The sequence below is a fragment of the Streptomyces sp. P1-3 genome (genome assembly GCF_050613155.1).
Taxonomy (GTDB): domain Bacteria; phylum Actinomycetota; class Actinomycetes; order Streptomycetales; family Streptomycetaceae; genus Streptomyces.
Genome location: NZ_CP192512.1, coordinates 2,013,865 through 2,033,039 on the forward strand (window position 1 = coordinate 2,013,865; position 19,175 = coordinate 2,033,039).

General features: G+C 73.0%; 13 protein-coding genes and 2 pseudogenes. 4 read left to right on the forward strand and 11 right to left on the reverse strand.

Annotated elements, in window-relative coordinates; genetic code table 11:
- Window positions 1-110: 110 nt before the first annotated feature.
- From ACQUSR_RS08225 to ACQUSR_RS08235, 3 genes are all read right to left on the reverse strand, one after another.
- Window positions 111-1,556 carry an aldehyde dehydrogenase family protein gene (locus ACQUSR_RS08225; protein ID WP_431041901.1) on the reverse strand — a complete coding sequence of 482 codons (1,446 nt, stop codon included), beginning with the start codon at window positions 1,554-1,556 and terminating at the stop codon, window positions 111-113.
- A 585-nt stretch (window positions 1,557-2,141) separates the two neighbouring features.
- Window positions 2,142-4,172 carry a PucR family transcriptional regulator gene (locus ACQUSR_RS08230; RefSeq protein ID WP_431041902.1) on the reverse strand — a complete coding sequence of 677 codons (2,031 nt, stop codon included), beginning with the start codon at window positions 4,170-4,172 and terminating at the stop codon, window positions 2,142-2,144.
- A 155-nt stretch (window positions 4,173-4,327) separates the two neighbouring features.
- Entirely contained in the window at window positions 4,328-6,529 is a 2,202-nt protein-coding gene (locus tag ACQUSR_RS08235) for an ATP-binding protein (protein WP_431041903.1), read from the reverse strand.
- Between the two features lie 302 nt (window positions 6,530-6,831).
- On the opposite strand from ACQUSR_RS08235, the gene gabT reads away from it, so the two are divergent.
- The 3 genes and pseudogenes from gabT to ACQUSR_RS08250 all read left to right on the forward strand — a co-directional run bounded on the left by gabT (window position 6,832) and on the right by ACQUSR_RS08250 (window position 9,597).
- On the forward strand, window positions 6,832-8,184 hold the full coding sequence (gene gabT, locus ACQUSR_RS08240) for a 4-aminobutyrate--2-oxoglutarate transaminase (protein ID WP_431041904.1): 1,353 nt from the start codon (window positions 6,832-6,834) through the stop codon (window positions 8,182-8,184).
- A 210-nt stretch (window positions 8,185-8,394) separates the two neighbouring features.
- Window positions 8,395-8,622 (forward strand): annotated as a pseudogene (locus tag ACQUSR_RS08245) (phosphatase PAP2 family protein); the annotation flags it as partial.
- Between the two features lie 105 nt (window positions 8,623-8,727).
- Entirely contained in the window at window positions 8,728-9,597 is an 870-nt protein-coding gene (locus tag ACQUSR_RS08250) for a phosphatase PAP2 family protein (protein ID WP_431041905.1), read from the forward strand.
- On the opposite strand, the gene ACQUSR_RS08255 is transcribed toward ACQUSR_RS08250, so the two are convergent.
- From ACQUSR_RS08255 to ACQUSR_RS08285, 7 genes are all read right to left on the reverse strand, one after another.
- The gene (locus ACQUSR_RS08255; RefSeq protein WP_431041906.1) at window positions 9,530-10,000 is read right to left on the reverse strand and encodes a hypothetical protein; all 471 of its coding nucleotides are present in this window, start codon (window positions 9,998-10,000) and stop codon (window positions 9,530-9,532) included. The genes ACQUSR_RS08250 and ACQUSR_RS08255 overlap by 68 nt on opposite strands.
- Before the next feature lie 207 nt (window positions 10,001-10,207).
- Window positions 10,208-11,620, reverse strand: coding sequence for an NAD(P)/FAD-dependent oxidoreductase (locus ACQUSR_RS08260; RefSeq protein ID WP_431041907.1), 1,413 nt, complete (start codon window positions 11,618-11,620; stop codon window positions 10,208-10,210).
- Between the two features lie 5 nt (window positions 11,621-11,625).
- Window positions 11,626-12,504 carry an ABC transporter permease gene (locus tag ACQUSR_RS08265; protein ID WP_431041908.1) on the reverse strand — a complete coding sequence of 293 codons (879 nt, stop codon included), beginning with the start codon at window positions 12,502-12,504 and terminating at the stop codon, window positions 11,626-11,628.
- Window positions 12,504-13,427 (reverse strand): ABC transporter permease, encoded by a 924-nt coding sequence (locus ACQUSR_RS08270; protein WP_431041909.1) that lies wholly within the window; start codon window positions 13,425-13,427, stop codon window positions 12,504-12,506. The genes ACQUSR_RS08265 and ACQUSR_RS08270 overlap by 1 nt, the downstream gene beginning before the upstream one ends.
- Window positions 13,424-14,605 carry an ABC transporter ATP-binding protein gene (locus ACQUSR_RS08275; protein WP_431041910.1) on the reverse strand — a complete coding sequence of 394 codons (1,182 nt, stop codon included), beginning with the start codon at window positions 14,603-14,605 and terminating at the stop codon, window positions 13,424-13,426. Before ACQUSR_RS08275 ends, ACQUSR_RS08270 begins: the two co-directional genes overlap by 4 nt.
- Before the next feature lie 67 nt (window positions 14,606-14,672).
- Window positions 14,673-15,917 (reverse strand): polyamine ABC transporter substrate-binding protein, encoded by a 1,245-nt coding sequence (locus tag ACQUSR_RS08280; protein WP_431041911.1) that lies wholly within the window; start codon window positions 15,915-15,917, stop codon window positions 14,673-14,675.
- Window positions 15,918-16,043: 126 nt separating this feature from the next.
- Window positions 16,044-17,558 (reverse strand): gamma-aminobutyraldehyde dehydrogenase, encoded by a 1,515-nt coding sequence (locus tag ACQUSR_RS08285; RefSeq protein WP_431041912.1) that lies wholly within the window; start codon window positions 17,556-17,558, stop codon window positions 16,044-16,046.
- A 227-nt stretch (window positions 17,559-17,785) separates the two neighbouring features.
- Between ACQUSR_RS08285 and ACQUSR_RS08290 the strand changes: the two are divergent.
- Window positions 17,786-18,343 (forward strand): annotated as a pseudogene (locus ACQUSR_RS08290) (NADAR family protein); the annotation flags it as partial.
- Window positions 18,344-18,348: 5 nt separating this feature from the next.
- Here ACQUSR_RS08290 and ACQUSR_RS08295 read toward each other — a convergent pair.
- The gene (locus ACQUSR_RS08295) at window positions 18,349-19,062 is read right to left on the reverse strand and encodes a DUF4190 domain-containing protein (RefSeq protein ID WP_431041913.1); all 714 of its coding nucleotides are present in this window, start codon (window positions 19,060-19,062) and stop codon (window positions 18,349-18,351) included.
- Window positions 19,063-19,175: the final 113 nt, after the last annotated feature.

Here is a 19,175-nt window from a genome sequence, read left to right on the forward strand (position 1 = left end):
GTGACCGGACCGGACGGCACCTGACGGGCACCTGGCCGGACCGGACGACGCCTGGCCGGTCCGATCCGGACCGGCCAGGTGCGTCGCGTTCTGCAGGAGGTGCTGAGGTGCTACAGGGCGAGTCCGGTGAGCACCAGGACGCGCTCGTACGTGTAGTCCTCCATGGCGTAGGCCACGCCCTCGCGGCCGACGCCGGACTGCTTGGCACCGCCGTACGGCATCTGGTCGGCACGGTAGGACGGCACGTCACCGATGATCACGCCGCCGACCTCCAGCACGCGGTGGGCGCGGAAGGCGGTCTGCACGTCGTGGGTGAACACGCCCGCCTGGAGGCCGTACTTGGAGTCGTTGACGGCGGCGAACGCGGCGGCCTCGCCGTCCACCTTGGTCACGGTGAGCACCGGGCCGAAGACCTCTTCGCAGGCGATCGTGGTGTCGGCGGGGACGCCCTCCAGCACGGTCGGCGCGTACGACGCGCCGTCGCGCTTGCCACCGGTGAGCAGCCGGGCGCCGGCCTCGACGGCCTCGTCGACCCAGGACTCGACGCGCCGGGCGGCGTCCTCGCTGACCAGCGGGCCGACGTCGGTGGCGGCGTCGGACGGGTCGCCCGTCACCTGGGCCTCGACCGCGGCCACGATCTTCGGCACGAGCCGGTCGTACACGGCGGCGTCGGCGATGACGCGCTGCACGCTGATGCAGGACTGGCCGCCCTGGTAGTTGGAGAAGGTGGCGATGCGGGTCGCCGCCCAGTCCAGGTCCTCCTCGGAGGAGAAGTCCGTCAGGACGACCGCCGCGCCGTTGCCGCCCAGCTCCAGGGTGCAGTGCTTGCGCGGCACCGAGTCCATGATCGCGTAGCCGACCTTGTCGGAACCGGTGAAGGAGATCACCGGCAGCCGCTCGTCCTGGACGAGGGCGGGCATCCGGTCGTTCGGCACCGGCAGCACGCTCCACGAGCCCGCGGGCAGCTCGGTCTCGGCGAGCAGCTCGCCGAGGAGGAGCCCGGACAGCGGGGTGGCGGGCGCGGGCTTGAGGATGATCGGCGCGCCGACGGCGATGGCCGGGGCGATCTTGTGGGCGCACAGGTTCAGCGGGAAGTTGAACGGCGCGATGCCCAGCACGGTGCCGCGCGGGAAGCGGCGGGTGAGCGCCAGCCGCCCGGCGCCGCCGGCGTCGGTGTCCAGCCGCTGCGCCTCACCGCCGTTGAACCTGCGGGCCTCCTCGGCCGCGAAGCGGAACACGGAGACGGCGCGGCCGACCTCGCCGCGAGCCCACTTGACGGGCTTGCCGTTCTCGGCGGAGATCAGCTGGGCGATCTCCTCGGTACGCTCCGCGAGCCGCTTCGAGACGTGGTCCAGGGCGGCCGCCCGCACGTGCGCGGGGGTCGCGGCGAACTCGTCCCGCACGGCGTGGGCGGCGGCCACGGCCTCCTCGACCTGGGCCTCGGTGGGGACGCTCACGGTGCCGACGTGACGGCCGTCCCAGGGGGACGTGACGTCGAAGGTGTCCTCGCCGGTCGCCTTACGGCCGGCGAGCCAGAACGCGTGGGTGGTGGTCACAGCGGATCCCGGCCCTTCCGAAGTGGTGGGTTGGTGGTGCGGTGGGTTCTCTGGGACCACGGTAGGGGCGGGGCGGCCACGGGTCGTTTGTCCGAGCCGTAGCAGTCGCGGCGCGCGGCGCACCGCTTTGGCGTGCGGGGCGGCTTTTCGGCGGAGCCGGGAGGGCGTGGGGTGGGGTGGGGGGCCAGCGCCGTTCAGTGCTCTCAGCCCGTGGGTGGAGCGCCTGTGCCCGGTGGGTGGGTCGGGGCCGCCGCCGGGTTCCCCCAGCGCGGCCGCTGGGAGGTGCCCCCACTCGGTCGGCGAACCTACTGGCAGACCGAGGGGTGCTGCGGAGGTGTTCGCCGCGCTGCGGGGGCACCCGCCACGTCCCCTCCCGCCGTCCGGCGGCTGACCCACGGTGGGTGCCCCGCAGCGTGGCGAACGACCGCCGGAAGCCCACGTACGACCAGTAGATTCGCCGACCGAGTGGGGGCGCACCTCCCAGAGGCCGATGGGGGAACCCGGTGACGCCCCCGAACCCGGCGCACGCTCGCGCCGCGCGGGCACCGGGTCGCGGACGCCGCGCGAGCCCGGCGCGCCGCCGGGTTACGCGTTCGACGGGCCCTCGCCGGGAGGCGACACCGCCTTGAGGGCCAGCCACAGCTCCATCCGTACGTCCGGATCGTCCAGCGACCGCCCGAGGATCTCCTCCACGCGCCGCATCCGGTAGCGCAGGGTGTGCCGGTGCACGCCGAGGTCGGCGGCCGCCGCGTCCCACTGGCCGTGCCGGGACAGCCAGGCCCGCAGCGAGGCCACCAGGTCCCCGCGGCCGGTCGCGTCGTGTTCGCGCAGGGCCCGCAGCATGCCGTCCGCGAAGGCCCGCACGGCGTCGTCGGCCAGCAGCGGCAGTACGGACCCGGCGGCGACCTCCTCGTGTTCGACGAGCACCCGGCCGCGCCGCCGCGCCACCGACAGCGCCTGCTCGGCCTGCCGGTATGCGCCGGCGGCCGCGATCGGTCCGGCGGGTGCGGACAGCCCGATCACGAGGTCCGGCCCCGATGCGGCGGCCGCGCGGTCACGCGGGCGGGTGGCGGTACCGCGCAGGGCCTCCACGGTCGCCGCGTACTCCGCGCAGGCGGCGACGGCCGCGCCGCCGTCCGGAGCGAGCACGATGAGCCGTTCGCCGTCCGGAACCACGAGCACGGCCTCGCCGGTGCGGGCCGCGGCGGTCTCCATCGCGTCGGCCAGTGCGCCGAGGGGGTCGGGCACGACCTCCGCACCCGCTGCCCGGGGCCGCGCGTGGCTCTGGGCGGGAGGCTGGGACGGCGGGCCGCCGACACCCCTGACCGCCGCGTCCGCTGCCGCCCCTCTGACCGGGCCCGCCGCCCCCTTGGCCGCGTCCGCCCCCGCCGATCTGGCTGAGGCCGCCGCCCTGGCTGAGGCCATCGCTCCCCTGGCCGCGTCCGAACCCGCCCCTCTGGCCGAGCCCGCCGCTCCCCTGGCGTCCGCACCTGCCGCCCTGGCCGGGCCCGCCGCAGCCGCCCTGGCCACGTCCGCCGACGCGTCGGGGGCGGTCCCGTGGGTGGGTTGGGCCCCGCCGCCCGGCAGCGCGTCGGCGACCAGCATCCGGAAGGGCGCGTCGAGCAGCCCGCCGTACAACTGCCCGGCCACCGCCCGCGCGTGATCGGGTTCGCCCGCCAGCAGCATGCGCAGCACCGCCGCGCCGAGCCGCTGCTCGGCCGCCTGGAGGGCGCGGGAACGCTCGGTGGTCAGCGTCAGCAGCGCCACGGCGGAGTTCACGGCATAGCGCTCGGCGGTGCCCAGGGGCGCGCCGGTGCCCACGGCAAGAACGCCGCGCGCCCGGCGGCCGGTGCCGAGTGACTGCAGCTCGACCCGGTCGGCGGTGATGTCGTCGCCCGCGTCCTCCTCTCCCCCGCTTCCGTCTCCGCCCCCGCCGCCGATTCGGCTTGCGGCTCCGCCGTCGATTCCGCCTCCGCCTCCGCCGACGACGGCGCTGGCGGGTGCGGGGCGGGACCGCAGCCGCTCCACATCGGCGGTGAGCCGGGCGGCGCGCCGGGCCGCCCACTCGGGCGCGGCGGCGACGACCGCGCCGGCGGCGTCGTACAGCGCGGCCCAGCCGTCGATGTGGGCGGCGAGCCGGGCGAGCAGCGCGGCCGGGCCCTCTGCGCCGATCGCGGCGCGCGTCAGCTCGCGCTGGGCCTCGAAGCCGGCGGTCACGGCCCGGTACTGCTCCGCGGCGATGGCCGCGGAGACCGCCTTGCTGATGGCGATGAACGGTGTTCTGCGGGGCACTTCGAGCAGCGGGAGGTCCGCTTCCGTGGCCGCCTCGACCAGGGCGTGCGGCACCGCGTCGTAGTTGACGCCGACCGCGAACCCGATGCCCACCACGCCGGCGTCGACGAGCCTGCGTACGTAGCGGCGCATCGCGTCGGCGTTCTCGGCGTCCAGCTTCATCGCGGTGATGAGCAGCAGTTCGCCGCCGTCCAGATACGGCACGGGGTCGGCCAGTTCGCTGACGTGGGCCCAGCGCACGGGGGTCTCCAGCCGGTCCTCACCCGCGAGCACGGCCAGTTTCAGCGCGGAGTGGTGGACAAGGGAGGCGAGCGTGGGAGGCATGGCACCTTCGATACTGCGTCGGCGGCGGGTGCGGGGGCAGGGGCAGGGGCCGGTGATCACGCATCCACCGCCCCCTACATGCGCCGCATGTACGCCGCCCTGTATGAACGACTGGGCTCAATTCTGCCTCAATGGCGGATTCGGCGTCGTACCGCTCAGCCCCGCAGGTCGACCAGCACCGGAGGGGCGCTGTCGCCCCGTACGGAGGTGACGGAGAGGACCGCGTGCCCCGGCGGCACGGAGTGCGCCAGCTCGGAGGCCGACCAGCGCTCGCGCTCCACCTTCCGCACGGTGACGGACTGAATGGTCGCGGCCTTGCCGGTCACCACCTTGCGGATGAAGTGCAGCACCTTCGTCATCGGCTCGTCGGAGATGATCTGGCGGTCGGTGACGTCCCGCGTCTCCACCCACGCCGTACCCCACACCTCGGCGAACCGCGCGCCGTCCCAGGTGGTGACCCCGGCGTACGCCATTCGGCAGCCGACCGCGCCGAGCAGCGCGCTGCGCAGCGCCTCGGGCACGTCGTCGAGCGTACGAAGGGTCAGGACGGCTCCGGCGTTGGCGGCGCGCAGCCGCTGGATGCCGCGCAGCGCCTCGGGGGTGATGGTGTGGGAGGCGTCGTCGAGCACCAGGCAGGCGAAGAGCGACCGGTCGGCGCGGCCCGCCGCGCATTCGGTGAACTGCGCGAGGACGAGGCGCGCCAGCATCCGGGAGGCCTCGGCGTGGCCGCGTTCCGGCAGGTCGATGCGGACCCGCAGCGGGTGCTCCAGCGCGCGCAGGGAGAAGGGCCGCCGGTCCCCCCGGGTGTTGAAGAAGTCCGCGAAGGCGGGCCGGTCCAGCAGCGCGATGCGGTCGGCGAGCAGCACGCCCGCGTCCCCCGCGGCGGCCGACTGGCGGACGCGCGCGTCCAGCTCGCGGGCCTGCGCGGACTCGCCCGCGGCGTCCAGTGCGGCACGCAGCGCGCCGATGGCGGCCTTCGATCCGTCGAGCAGCTCGCGGAGCTCCGGCACGGAGGGGAAGCGCCCGTGGGCGGCGCGGAACGGGCCGAGGAGCTGGGCGAGCGCGGTGGCGGCCCGACGGCTGTCGCCGCCGGGCAGGGCGTGCGCCATGTCGCCGATGAGCGCTTCGGCGAGCACCCCGGCCGCCTCGTCGGGGTCGGTGGTGCCGCCGTAGAGGTCGAGGTCGTAGGCGGAGTCGGGTCGGCCGATCTTCACGACGACGTCGAACGCGTCGTCCGGCCCGATCCCCGCGTCGGCCGCGCCCACGGCCACGACGGCCGCCTGCCCGGCGAGGGCCTGCAGACACAGCGACTCCACGACGGGCCGCACCAGCCGCCCGGTCTTCCCGGCGCCGGGCGGCCCGACGGCCAGCAGCGAGGTGCCGAGCACGGCCGGATCGAGGGCGAGGCTGACCCCGCGGTGCTCGTAGGGGTTGCGGAGGTCGTCGAGGGCGGTGCCGATGCGGACCTGGTGGGCGACGAGGTCGTGCTGCGCAGTCCTCACGGGGAGGTCGCGCACCCCGGACGGATGCGCACAGGCGGCGGCGCCGTGCCGCAGCACGGTGTCGGTAAAGGCGGCGAGCCGGGTGGGCTGGGCGCGGACGGTCTGCCAGGCACGGTCGATGCGCGCGTGATCCACATCGTTCATCCGCCCCCCACGCGCCTCGGCGGCGAGCCGATCAGCGGCACCGTGGGCCCCACCGGCCCGGAGCTCGGGCCACTGGGCTGGGTCTGTTTGGGGGTCTTGGGGGGCCGTGCCGTCGCGATGTGTCTGTGCGGCGCGGAAAAGGGGAGCGCCATAGCGGCGGAAGACCTCCGGCCAGTTACCTGCTCGTCCAAAGATCGCAACTAGGAGTGCGACGTAGAGGACGATGTAGAAGCGCTGCGCTAGTCCGAAGGCCACATGACTTCCAGCATCCTTCCACGAATCAGGCGTCAGTACGAAGACGAGCCAGTATTCGTCGAAGTAAAGCTCCCACACCACTTCTCCCACCAGCCAGCCGATGAGAAGAGCGAGTAGCGCTCCGCCGAGCAGCCTTCGCGCCGGCACCCGATCCGGATCCTCCGGCGGCTTCGGCTTGTGCCCGTACACCCACACCCCCGGCCCCGCCGCAGGCCGCGGCATGCGCAGCCACGCGATGAACGCGGGCTGCGCCCCGGTGGGCGCGGAGGCGGGCGGGGGCGGCGGGGGCGTTGACGGGGCGGTCGGCATCGCCGGCGGTGGCGGCACCGGCGGCATCACCGGCGGCGGAGGCAGTGGGGCCGCGCCCCCGGGCACAGGTGGGATCGGTGGTTCGGCCGGGCGGGGGACCGCGTCCCCCCGTGTCCCGCGCGAGTCGTACGTGCCCTCGGTGTCCATGCGCCGCCCCTTGCCCCCTGCCCAGCCATTGCAATCCGTCCAATCTAGTGGCCCCGGCCGGGTAGTTCACCGCCCCGACCTACTCCGGGCGCCACTGTCCCCCTACCGCCGGCGCGCCACTACCGGCCGTGCAAACCGCCCCCGCCCCCACTGCCCGCCCTTCCGGCGGCCCCCGCCACCACCCCGCTATGTCCGTCGCGGACAACGCAACACGCCCACTGCTCCCGAACGGAACATGCCCCATCCGCTCCCGCGCCCCTAGCCTGCGACTAAAACCCCTGATCTTTCCCCTGGAGCACCTCATGACCGAACTGTCCGGAGGCCCGTCCCTTCCTCAGGAGCGCCGCGTCGTCACCGCGATCCCCGGCCCGAAGTCCCAGGAGCTGCAGGCGCGCCGCAGCGCCGCGGTCGCGGGGGGCGTCGGATCCGTGCTGCCGGTGTTCACGGTGCGCGCCGGCGGCGGCGTCATCGAGGACGTGGACGGCAACTCGCTGATCGACTTCGGCTCCGGTATCGCCGTGACCTCGGTCGGCTCCAGCGCTGAGGCCGTGGTGCGCCGCGCCTCCGCGCAGCTCGCCGACTTCACCCACACCTGTTTCATGGTGACCCCGTACGAGGGCTACGTAGAGGTGTGCGAGGAGCTCGCGCGGCTCACCCCGGGCGACCACGCCAAGAAGTCCGCGCTGTTCAACTCCGGCGCCGAGGCCGTCGAGAACGCCGTCAAGATCGCGCGCGCCCACACCAAGCGCCAGGCGGTCGTGGTCTTCGACCACGGCTACCACGGCCGCACCAACCTCACCATGGCGCTCACCGCCAAGAACATGCCGTACAAGCACGGCTTCGGCCCGTTCGCGCCCGAGGTCTACCGCGTCCCGGTCGCCTACGGCTACCGCTGGCCGACCGGCCCTGAGAACTGCGGTCCGGAGGCGGCGGCCCAGGCCATCGACCAGATCACCAAGCAGATCGGCGCCGAGAACGTCGCCGCGATCATCATCGAGCCGGTGCTCGGCGAGGGCGGCTTCATCGAGCCCGCCAAGGGCTTCCTGCCCGCGATCGTGAAGTTCGCCAACGACAACGGCATCGTCTTCGTCGCGGACGAGATCCAGTCCGGATTCTGCCGTACCGGCCAGTGGTTCGCCTGCGAGGACGAGGGCGTCGTCCCGGACCTGATCACCACCGCCAAGGGCATCGCGGGCGGTCTGCCGCTCGCCGCCGTGACCGGCCGCGCCGAGATCATGGACGCCGCGCACGCGGGCGGCCTCGGCGGCACCTACGGCGGCAACCCGGTGGCCTGCGCCGCCGCGCTCGGCGCCATCGAGACCATGCGGGAGCTGGACCTCAACGCCAAGGCCAAGCGCATCGAGGAGGTCATGAAGGGCCGCCTCACCGCGATGCAGGAGAAGTACGGCGTCATCGGCGACATCCGCGGCCGCGGCGCGATGATCGCGATCGAGCTGGTGAAGGACCCGGCCACCAAGGAGCCGAACCCGGAGGCCACCGGCGCCCTCGCCAAGGCCTGCCACGCCGAGGGGCTGCTGGTCCTGACCTGCGGTACGTACGGCAACGTGCTGCGCTTCCTGCCCCCGCTGGTGATCGGCGAGGACCTGCTCAACGAGGGCCTCGACATCCTTGAGGGCGCGTTCGCGCAGCTCTGACCAGCGCATCCCCGCCGCCGGGGGCCGTCGGGGTCGCCCGCGAGTCGGCTGCACGCGTCGCGCCCGGCACCGTGCGCCCCACCCGAGGTGACGGCCCGTCATCCTCGGCGGGGTGCACGGCGGGGGCGGCGTGAAGAAGATGTGCGGGGGCCATGTCGGACGGGTGATCCGCCTGTCCGGCCCGGCCGAGCTGCCGTACGGTTTCTGCAGATGAGAGAAACACCCCGCTCGCAGGGGACTGCGAGCGGCGCCGTGTCGGCGCTTCCCCGGTTCCGACCCGGCTGTGCCCTCGCGCACACCAATGGAGCCTCCGGCTCCGGATCTCCTCACCGATCGGACGGCCGCCCGCCCCAAACCCCCCGGGGCGCGCGGTCCACCGGTCGCCGCGGCGGCCCCGGAACTACCCCCCCTGTTCCGGGGCCGTCGCCCTTCCTCAGCGCCCTTCCGCCTTCCTCCGCGCCCCTCCGCCTTCCTTGACGCCCTCCGCGTCCTTCCGCCTCCCTTGATGCCCTCCGCGCCCTTCGGACACGTATGCTCCGTGCGATGCATCCAGCCCGTGCGCCCCGTCCGCCGCGTATCCCGCTGCCCGGAGGGGCCGCGCGAGTCCTCGCCGCCTGTTGCGCGCTGATCTTCGCCGCCGTCACCTGGCAGGTCGCCGCACGCGGACCACTGCGCTCCCTCGACGAGCGGATCGGGCGCGCCGCACGCGGCCGACTGCTGCCCGGCCGGCTCGCGGAGTTCTTCGCCGACCTCGGCAACATGGCCGTGGCGCTGCCCGTGCTGGGCGCGGCGCTGGTCTATACGGGCCTGCGGCTGCGCCGGGCCGGGGTCCGCTGGTGGCCGCCGCCGCTCGCCGCCGCGGCAGCCATGGCGGCGGTGCCGTTGATCGTCGCGCCGCTGAAGGCACTGGTCGACCGTCCGGCGCCACCCGGCCCGCTGGCCGGTACGGAGGGGTTCTACCCGTCGGGTCATACGGCGACGGCCACGGTCGCGTACGGCGGGGCAGCGCTGCTGGTCCTGCTCTGCCACGGCACCGAGCGGCGCGAGGACGGGGGACTCCGCGAAGACGGCCGCCACCGCGAGGACGCGCGGCATCACGAGGCCGCGCGACGCCGCGAAGACGCGCGACACCGCGACACCCGCGGCCCGCGCCGCCGCGTCGCGGTCGCGGTGGCCGCGGCGGTCGCGCTGCTGAACCTCTGCGTGGGCACGGGCCTGGTGCTGCGCGGCTACCACTGGCCGCTCGACGTCATCGGCGGCTGGTGCCTGTCCGGCGTACTGCTGTCCGGCGTACTGCAGACGGCCGCCACGGTCGTACGGAACCGGCTCGAGCCGCCGCACCGCGTCAGCCGCCGCACATCAGCCGGGCGGCGGCCTCATGCATCGCCAGCTCCAGCACCACCGGATCGGTGAGGCGTCCCGAGCCGTCCGGCGCGACGAGCCAGCGCATCCCTCCGCTCACCCGCCCCGGGTGCGGCACCGCGACCCAGGCTCCGGTGGAGACCCCCCGTACGCCCGTGCCGATCCAGCGGTCGGCGGTTCCCGCCGGGACGAAGTAGCCCACCTGGGCGCCGCCGAAGGCCGCGACGACCGGGCCCGGCCGGTGGTCGGCGCGGCGGCACAGCACCTCCAGCGTCGCCGTGCCCAGCTCGCCGGGCAGGACCAGGACGTCCCAGAGCCTGCCGGCGGGCAGCAGTGCCGCCCCCGAGGGGCTGCGCTCCCACTCCCACCGGCAGGCGCCGGGATCGGGGGCCGCCGAGACCAGCCATTCCAGGGCGCCCCGCCCCGCGTTGCCCGTACCGCCCGTGCCCGCCATGCCAAGCCTCCGCTCCTCGTGCGCGCCTGGTGACGCGCTCACGGGAGGAGAAGGGCGGCGGCACGGATCCTTACACGGCTCCGGCCGTCGAACACCGGCACATCCCAACGGCTGCGGCCGTCGAACACCGACCACGTCGCACGGATTCAGCAGTCGTACGCCGGCACATCGCACGCCTTCAACCGTCGAAGGCCGGCGCGCGCGGCGTCAGCTGTCGAACCCGAGGCCCGCCTTGTCCATGGCCTTCAGCCACAGGTTCCGCCGCCCGCCCCGCCGGTCCGCGCGGGTCATCGACCACTGGGTAATGCCGATTCCGGCCCAGCGCAGCGGCTCCGGCGGGAAGGGCAGCGGCTTGCTGCGGACCATGCGCAGCCGGGTGCGTTCGGTGTCCCGGCCGTCCAGGAGGTCCAGCATCACGTCGGCGCCGAAGCGGGTGGCGCCGACGCCGAGGCCGGTGTAGCCCAGGGCGTAGCCGACCCGCCCGCCGTGCGCGGTGCCGAAGAAGGCCGAGAACCGCGAGCAGGTGTCGATCGCGCCGCCCCAGGCGTGGCTGAACCGTACGCCCTCCAGCTGCGGGAAGCAGCGGAAGAAGTGCTCGGCGAGGGTGCGGTAGGTGGTGGGGCGGTGGTCGTGCTCGGCGCGGACGCGCTGCCCGAAGCGGTAGACGATGTCGTGTCCGCCCCACAGGATGCGCTGGTCGGCGGTGATCCGGAAGTAGTGGAAGTGGTTGGCGCTGTCGCTGAGTCCCTGGCGGCCCTGCCAACCGACGGCGGCGAGTTGGTCGGGTCCCAGCGGTTCCGTCATCAGCGCGTGGTCGTAGACGGGTACGACGTACGGGCGGATCCGCCGCACCGGGGACGGGAAGGCGTTGGTGCCCAGCGCCATCCGTCGCGCGCGGACCCGGCCGTAGGGGGTGGCGACGGTCAGCGAGCCGCCGCTGGTGACCGGCCGCTGGGCGGGGGTGTGCTCGTAGATCCGCACGCCGAGGCGCAGGCAGGCGCTCTTCAGGCCCCAGGCGAGCTTGGCCGGGTGCAGCATGGCCACGCCAGTGCGGTTCCAGAGCCCGGCCAGGAAGGTGGGTGAGTCGACCTCGGCGCGTACCGCGTCGCGGTCGAGGAACTCCGGTGCGGCCAGGCCCAGCCGTTCGGCGTCGCGGGCGGTCTCGCGGAGCTCCGCGATCTGGTGGGGGGCGGTGGCCACGTCGATCTCGCCGGTGCGTTCGAAGTCGCAGTCGATGCCGTAGCGGGCGACGGTGGCTTCGATCTCGTCGAGGTTGCGCTGCCCGAGGCGTTCGAGGGTGGGCAGTTCCTCGGGCCAGCGGGCCAGCCCGTTGCCGAGGCCGTGGGTGAGGGAGGCGGCGCAGAAGCCGCCGTTGCGGCCGGAGGCCGCCCAGCCGATCTCCTGGGCCTCCACCAGGACGACGTCCCGGTGCGGGTCGCGTTCCTTGGCGCGCAGCGCGGTCCACAGTCCGGTGTAGCCGCCGCCGACGACGAGCAGATCGCACTGTTCGTCGCCGACGAGGGCGGGGCGGGCCTCCGGCCGGGCGGGGTCGTCCAGCCAGTAGGGCGTGAGGTGGGTGTCGGAAAGGCTTCGTACAGGGTTCATGGCTGCTGAGGCCATGATTCTCAGCTCCTTTTGCGGCGAGTGCCGGCCAGTTGGCCGACGAGTACGCACAGCACGGCGAGGGCGAACATCGCGGTCCCGATCACGTTGATCTGGACGGGCGTGCCGCGCTGTGCCGATCCCCAGACGAACATGGGGAAGGTCACGGTCGATCCGGCGTTGAAGTTGGTGATGATGAAGTCGTCGAAGGAGAGCGCGAAGGACAGCAGCGCGCCGGCGGCGATGCCGGGCGCGGCGATCGGCAGGGTGACGCGCAGGAAGGTCTGGGCCGGGGAGGCGTAGAGGTCCTGGGCGGCCTGTTCCAGCCGTGGGTCCATGCTCATCACGCGCGCCTTGACGGCGGTGACGACGAAGCTCAGGCAGAACATGATGTGCGCGATGAGGATCGTCCAGAAGCCGAAGTCCACGCCCATGTTGAGGAAGAGGGTGGCCAGTGAGGCGGCCATGACGACCTCGGGCATCGCCATCGGCATGAAGATCAGGCTGTTGACCGCGCCGCGGGCGCGGAAGCGGTAGCGGGCGAGCGCGAAGGCGATCATCGTGCCGAGGACGGTCGCCCCGACGGTGGCCCATATCGCGATCCGCAGGCTGAGCGAGAGGGAACCGCACAGGTCGGCGACGCCGCACGGGTCGGTCCAGGCGTCGGTGGAGAACCGCTGCCAGGTGTAGTTGAAGCGGCCGTTGGGCTTGTTGAACGAGAAGACCAGGACCACGACGTTGGGCAGGATCAGGTAGGCGAGGGTGGCGAGCCCCGCCAGCACCACCAGGTTCCTGCGCAGCCAGCGCGTCAGCGCGGTCAGGGGGCTCGGTGCTCTCCGTGTGCTCGCTGCTCTCGGTGTGTTCGCTGCTCTGGGTGTGCTCGGAGTGCTCGGTGCGGGCATCAGACCAGGTCCTCCGTCCCTGACTTGCGGATGTAGACGGTGACCATGGCGAGGATCGCCGCCATGAGGATGAACGACAGCGCGGCCGCCGTCGGGTAGTCCAGCACCCGCAGGAACTGCGACTGGATGACGTTGCCGACCATCTTCTGGTTGGCGGCGCCGAGCAGTTCGGCGTTGATGTAGTCGCCGGTGGCGGGGATGAAGGTGAGCAGGGTGCCCGCCACGACGCCCGGCATCGACAGCGGGAAGGTCACCTTGCGGAAGGTGGTGAAGGGGCGCGCGTACAGGTCGCCGGCCGCCTCGTGCAGCCTGCCGTCGATGCGCTCCAGGGAGGTGTAGAGCGGCAGGATCATGAAGGGCAGGAAGTTGTACGTCAGTCCGCAGACGACGGCCAGCGGGGTGGCCAGCACCCGCTCCCCCTCGGTGACGCCCAGCCAGCTGGTGACGTCCAGTATGTGCAGGGAGTTCAGAACGGAGACGACCGTGCCGCCGTCGGACAGGATCGTCTTCCAGGCGAGGGTGCGGATCAGGAAGCTGGTGAAGAACGGCGCGATGACCAGGATCATCAGCACGTTGCGCCAGCGGCCTGCCTTGAAGGCGATGAGGTAGGCCAGCGGGTAGCCGAGCAGCAGGCACAGGGCGGTGGCGGTGCCCGCGTAGGCCACCGAGCGCAGGAACTGCGGGTAGTACTCGGTCAGCGCGTCCGCGTACGTCTGGACGTGCCAGGTGACCTCGAAGCCCTCTTCGAGAGAGCCGGTCTGCAGGGAGGTGGACGCCTGGTAGACCAGCGGGGCGGCGAAGAACACCAGCAGCCACACGATGCCGGGGAGCAGCAGCCAGTACGGTACGAGCCGCTTGCGGGTGGACGGCTTGCGGAGTTCCAGGGCTGGTTCGGGCGCCGGAGGCGCCTTGGTCGCCGTCACGAGGCCTCCTCGTCCAGCTCGGTGCCCGCCTGGGCGTCCTGGTCGGCGTCGAGTCCGAAGGTGTGCGCGGGGTTCCAGTGCAGGACGACCTCGGCACCCGGCACCAGCCGCGGGTCGCGCTCGATGTTCTGCTCGTAGACGGCGAGCGCGGCGCCGGCCGGGCTGTCGATGACGTACTGGGTGGAGACGCCGATGAAGCTGGAGTCGGCGATCCGGCCGAGGAGGCGGTTGCGTCCGCCGGGGACGGTGTCGGCGTCGTCGGCGTGGGTGAGGGTGATCTTCTCGGGGCGTACGCCGACCAGCACCGTTCCACCGGTGCGGACGGTGGCGGTACATCGTGCGGTGGGCAGGGCGAGCTTGGAGTCCCCGGCGCGCAGCGTCAGTGCGTCGCCGCCGACGCTGACGACCTCGGCGGTGATGAGGTTGGAGGTGCCCAGGAAGTTGGCGACGAAGGTGGTGCGCGGGTTCTCGTACAGGTCGGCGGGGGCGCCCAGCTGCTCGACCCGGCCGCCGTTCATCACCGCGACCGTGTCGGCCATGGTCATGGCCTCCTCCTGGTCGTGGGTGACGTGGACGAAGGTGATGCCGACCTCGGTCTGGATGCGCTTGAGTTCGAGCTGCATCTGGCGGCGGAGCTTGAGGTCGAGCGCGCCGAGCGGCTCATCCAGCAGCAGCACCTGCGGGTGGTTGATCAGGGCGCGGGCGACGGCCACGCGCTGCTGTTGGCCGCCGGAGAGCTGCTGCGGCTTGCGGCGGGCCAGATCGCCGAGCTGGACGAGGTCGAGCATCTCGCCGACCTGCTTCTTCACGGACTTGATGCCGCGGCGGCGCAGCCCGAAGGCGACGTTCTCGTAGATGTCCAGGTGCGGGAAGAGGGCGTAGCTCTGGAAGACGGTGTTGACGGGGCGCTTGTACGGCGGCAGGGCGGTGACGTCCTTCCCGGCGAGTTCGACCGTGCCGGTGGTGGGGTCCTCCAGCCCCGCGATCATGCGCAGGGTGGTGGTCTTGCCGCAGCCGGACGCGCCGAGGAGGGCGAAGAAGGAGCCTGCGGGGATGGTCAGGTCCAGGGGGTGGACGGCGGTGAAGGAGCCGTAGGTCTTGCTGAGACCGGTGAGGCGTACGTCGCCGCCGGAGGCGGCGTGGGGGGTGTCGCCGGAGGGCGCGGGGGAAGCGGTCATGGGTGCTTCTCTTCCGTATGTCTGGGCCGGGGGTGCGGCTCGGCCGGAGGTGCGGCTGGGCCGGGGGTCAGGCGCCGATGAGGGTGGCGAACTTGTCCTCGAACGCGGTCTCTTCCTCGCTGGACAGCGAGCGGAAGGCGTGCGACTTGGCGGCCGTCTCCTCGTCCGGGAGGATCAGCGGGTTCTCGGCCAGACTCTTGTCGATCTTCGCGAGCTCCTTGCGGACTCCGTCGACCGGGCAGACGTAGTTGATCCAGGCCGCCAGCTGGGCGGCGACCTTGGGCTCGTAGTAGTAGTCGATGAGCCGTTCGGCGTTCTTCTTGTGCCGGGCCCCGGCCGGTACCAGCAGGTTGTCGGTGGAGATCATGTAGCCGGCGTCGGGGATGGCGAAGTCGATCGCCGGGTTGTCGGCCTGGAGCTGCATGAGGTCTCCGGCCCAGGCGACGCAGGCGGCGAGGTCGCCCTTGTCGAGGTCGTTGGTGTAGTCGTTGCCGGTGAAGCGGCGGATCTGCCCCTTGTCGACGGCCTTCTGGATCCGGGCGATGGCGGCGTCGTAGTCGTCGGCGGTGCAGGCCTCGGGGCGCTTGCCCATATCGAGGAGGGTGAGGCCGACGGTGTCGCGCATCTCGGTGAGCATCCCGACCCGGCCCTTGAGCTCGGGGTCCTCCAGCAGCTGGCTGATGGAGTCGACCTTGCGGCCGCCGGTGGCTTTCTTGTTGTACGCGATGACGGCGGGGATGCCGGTCCAGGTGTAGGAGTGCGCGCGGCCGGGATCCCAGTCGGGGCTGCGGAACGGGGCGGACAGGTTGGCGTAGGCGTGCGGCAGGTTGGCGGGGTCCAGCTTCTGCATCCAGCCGAGCCGGATCATCCGGCCGGCCATCCAGTCGGTGACGCAGATCAGGTCGCGGTCGATGCCCTTGCCCGCCGCGAGCTGCGGCTTGACCTTGCCGAAGAACTCGACGTTGTCGTTGATGTCCTCGGTGTACTTGACCTTGATGCCGGTGCGGCGCTGGAACGCCTCCAGCGTCGGCCGGTGCTTGCCGTCGTCGGTGACGTCCATGTACTCGGTCCAGTTGGAGAAGGTCAGGCTCTTCTCCTCGTCCGAGTGGTCGTCGGACGGGCCGCTTTCGCCGCGGGTGGCGGGCGGGATGCCGCAGGCCGTGAGCGCCCCGAGCCCGCCGGTGGCCAGCGCCCCGGCGCCGCCCGCGCGCAGCAGTGACCGGCGGGTGAGTGCCGCCCGGCCGCTGGTGAGGCTGCGCCGGATGGCGGCGAGCTGCGGCGGGGACAGGCTCTCGGGCTGGTGGTGCGCCATGCTGTGGCCTTCCTTGCGTCGGTCCGGTGGTCGGCCGGTGAGGGTGGGCAGCGGTCCCCCGAAGAGTGGTCAGCGGGTCTGAGAAATCAGCGCGGCCCCTCAGGGCGCGGCGGGCCCGAGGAGGGGTCAGCGATCTCCGAAGACCGTGCGGTGCCAGTCCTTCCGGGGCACCGCCGTATTGTCGTACATCACGTGCTTGACCTGCGTGTACTCATCGAACGAGTACGCCGACATGTCCTTTCCATAGCCCGACGCCTTGGCGCCGCCGTGCGGCATCTCGCTGATGATCGGGATGTGGTCGTTGATCCACACGCAGCCGGACTTCAGCTCGCGGGTGGCGCGGCCGGCCCGGTAGACGTCGCGGGTCCAGGCGGAGGCGGCGAGTCCGTACGGGGTGTCGTTTGCCAGGGCCAGCCCTTCGTCGTCGCTGTCGAAGGGCAGCACGACCAGGACCGGGCCGAAGATCTCGGCCTGGACGATCTCGCTGTCCTGGGGGGCTCCGGTGATCAGCGTGGGCTGGTAGTAGGCGCCGTCGGCCAACTCGCCCCGCGGGGCCTGGCCGCCGGTCACGACGGTGGCGTACGACCGGGCCCGGTCCACGAATCCGGCGACGCGGTCGCGCTGGGCGTGGGAGACCAGCGGGCCCAGGTCGGTGGCCGGGTCGAAGGGGTCGCCGAGGCGTACGGTCGCCATCAGCTCGGCGACCTGGGCGACGAAGGCGTCGTACAGCGGGCGCTGGACATAGGCGCGGGTGGCGGCGGTGCAGTCCTGCCCGGTGTTGATGAGCGCCGCCGCGACCGCCCCGTGTACGGCGGCGGTCAGGTCGGCGTCGTCGAAGACGACGAAGGGGGCCTTGCCGCCGAGTTCGAGGTGCAGGCGCTTGACGGTGCCGGTGGCGACGGCGGCGACCCGCTTGCCGACCGCCGTCGACCCGGTGAAGGAGGTCATGGCGACGGCGGGGTGGCCGACCAGGTGCTCGCCCGCTTCCGGGCCCGCGCCGGAGACGATGTTGATCACGCCGTCCGGGAGGCCCGCCTCGGTGGCGGCCCGGGCGAACATCAGCGAGGTGAGCGGGGTGAGTTCGGCGGGCTTGAGGACGATGGTGTTGCCCGCGGCGACGGCCGGGAGGATCTTCCACGCCGCCATCTGGAGAGGGTAGTTCCAGGGGGCGATGGAGCCGATGACCCCGATGGGCTCGCGGCGGACGTACGAGGTGTGGTCGCCGCTGTACTCGGCGGCGGACTTCCCCTCCAGGTGGCGCGCGGCCCCGGCGAAGAAGACGGTGTTGTCGACCGTGCCGGGTACGTCGAACTCGGTGGTGAGCTTGAGGGGCTTGCCGCACTGGAGGGACTCGGCGCGGGCGAGGTCCGCGGCCTGGTCGGCGAGGACGGCCGCGAACCGGTGCAGGGCGTCGGACCGCGCCCCGGGCGTGGCCCCGGCCCAGCCGGGGAACGCGGCCTGGGCGGCGGCCACCGCGGCGTCGACGTCGGCCGCCCCGGCGAGCTCGTAGCGGAGCACCTCCCGCCCGGTGGCCGGGTCGGTCACCGCCTGGGTACGTCCCGAGGTGCCGGGCCGCAGCGTGCCCGCGATGTACTGCGCGCCCTCGGTGAACCGCCCCGTCGCATCGAACCGCTGATCCATCGCGCGTTCTCCTGGGTAGGCGTAGCTCCAACCGGAATTGATGGCTGATCCTGACAGAGGAGATACGCATCAACAAGTGATTCCGTTGTTGCTTTTTGGTTTCGCGACGGATTCGGTGATCGGGGCGGTGTGGACCGTCGCAGGTCGCCACTGGCCGTCGCAGGTCGCCACTGGGCCGTCGCGGGCCGCTCCGGCGCGCTGTCAGTGGCCGCTGCCAGAATTCGGGCATGGATGAGGTGAGGTCTGCGGCGGAGCTGGTCGAGCGGACGGCGCGCGGCGAGCGGTTCAAGTACGTGTGGTTCTGGGGGCACCAGCCGCCGAGGGGCGGCGGCGTGGGGCGGGGCTGCTTCAGCCAGTGGTGGGTCGCGCCGTTCACCGTGGACGGCGTCGAGTACGCGACCGCCGAGCACTGGATGATGGCGGGCAAGGCCCGGCTCTTCGGCGACGAGGACGCCGAGCGGCGGGCGATAGCGGCGTCGCATCCCCACGAGGCGAAGGCCGTGGGCCGCTCGGTGCGCGGGTTTGACGAGCCCATGTGGCGGGCGCACCGCTTCGAGCTGGTGGTGCGCGGCAGCGTGCACAAGTTCGGGCAGCACCCGCGGTTGCGCGACTACCTGCTGGGCACCGGTGCGCGGGTGCTGGTGGAAGCGAGCCCGGTCGACCGGGTCTGGGGCATCGGCTTGGCGGCCGACGACGAGCGGGCCCAGGATCCGGCCCGCTGGCGCGGGCTCAATCTGCTGGGGTTCGCCCTGATGGAGGCGCGTCAGCGGCTGGCGTCCGGCGCGGCGGCCTACGCCGCGCCGCGTGGCGCCGAACCGACGGGCACCGCACCGTCCGGCGCCGCACCGTCGGGCACCGCACCGTCCGGCGCCGCACCGACGGGCACCGCACCGCCCGACGCCGCACCGTCCGGTGAGACCACCAGCACGGCGGCCAGCTCGCGGTAGGGGTCGCGGTCGACGTCGTGATCGTCCTCGTCGGCGATCAACGCGAAGATCATGATGACGCTCGCGACGACGGCCACCACGCCGCAGACGAGTCCGGAGACGGCCGACCCGTTGTTGTCGGCCACGCCGCTGATCACCTTGGAGCGGCCCACCGAGCCGAAGACGATCGCGAGAATGCCCAGGATGATGCCGAAGACCAGGGTCCAGAAGAGCACCAGCCCGATGATGCCGAGCACCAGGGCGGCGGTGCCCGCGCCGTTGTCGGGGAGGTACGGGCGGGTCCAGCCGTAGGGCGCGGGGCCGCCGTAGGGCGCGTACGGACCGGGCGGGTAGCCGGGCTGGCCGCCACCGGGGAATCCGTACCCGGGCTGGCCGTAGCCGCCCTGCCCGTACCCGGTCTGGCCGGGCGGGGCGCCCAGGTAGGCGCTGGGGGTGCCGGGGCCGGTGGGGGCGAGCGGAGGCGGCGGCACCGCACCGGGCGGCACGGCTCCGGGAAGGGCGGCACCAGGTGGGCAGGCCGGCGGGGGCGCCAGCGGGACGCCGGGCAGAGTCGGCATGCTCGGCACGTCGGCCCCGACCGGTCCTGGCGGAGTACCGGTGCCACCGGGAGCGCCCGAGCCGGGCGGCGCGCTCGGCACCGGCGGACCACCGGGAACGGACTGAGTGCCCG

What these genes read in the sequence shown, in the direction of transcription:
- ACQUSR_RS08230 (WP_431041902.1), bottom strand. Translation starts at nt 4,172, where the DNA reads ATGCCTCCCACGCTCGCCTCCCTTGTCCACCACTCCGCGCTGAAACTG.
- ACQUSR_RS08235 (WP_431041903.1), bottom strand. Translation starts at nt 6,529, where the DNA reads ATGGACACCGAGGGCACGTACGACTCGCGCGGGACACGGGGGGACGCG.
- gabT (WP_431041904.1), top strand. Translation starts at nt 6,832, where the DNA reads ATGACCGAACTGTCCGGAGGCCCGTCCCTTCCTCAGGAGCGCCGCGTC.
- ACQUSR_RS08250 (WP_431041905.1), top strand. Translation starts at nt 8,728, where the DNA reads ATGCATCCAGCCCGTGCGCCCCGTCCGCCGCGTATCCCGCTGCCCGGA.
- ACQUSR_RS08255 (WP_431041906.1), bottom strand. Translation starts at nt 10,000, where the DNA reads ATGGCGGGCACGGGCGGTACGGGCAACGCGGGGCGGGGCGCCCTGGAA.
- ACQUSR_RS08260 (WP_431041907.1), bottom strand. Translation starts at nt 11,620, where the DNA reads ATGGCCTCAGCAGCCATGAACCCTGTACGAAGCCTTTCCGACACCCAC.
- ACQUSR_RS08265 (WP_431041908.1), bottom strand. Translation starts at nt 12,504, where the DNA reads ATGCCCGCACCGAGCACTCCGAGCACACCCAGAGCAGCGAACACACCG.
- ACQUSR_RS08275 (WP_431041910.1), bottom strand. Translation starts at nt 14,605, where the DNA reads ATGACCGCTTCCCCCGCGCCCTCCGGCGACACCCCCCACGCCGCCTCC.
- ACQUSR_RS08280 (WP_431041911.1), bottom strand. Translation starts at nt 15,917, where the DNA reads ATGGCGCACCACCAGCCCGAGAGCCTGTCCCCGCCGCAGCTCGCCGCC.
- ACQUSR_RS08285 (WP_431041912.1), bottom strand. Translation starts at nt 17,558, where the DNA reads ATGGATCAGCGGTTCGATGCGACGGGGCGGTTCACCGAGGGCGCGCAG.
- ACQUSR_RS08295 (WP_431041913.1), bottom strand. Translation starts at nt 19,062, where the DNA reads ATGCCGACTCTGCCCGGCGTCCCGCTGGCGCCCCCGCCGGCCTGCCCA.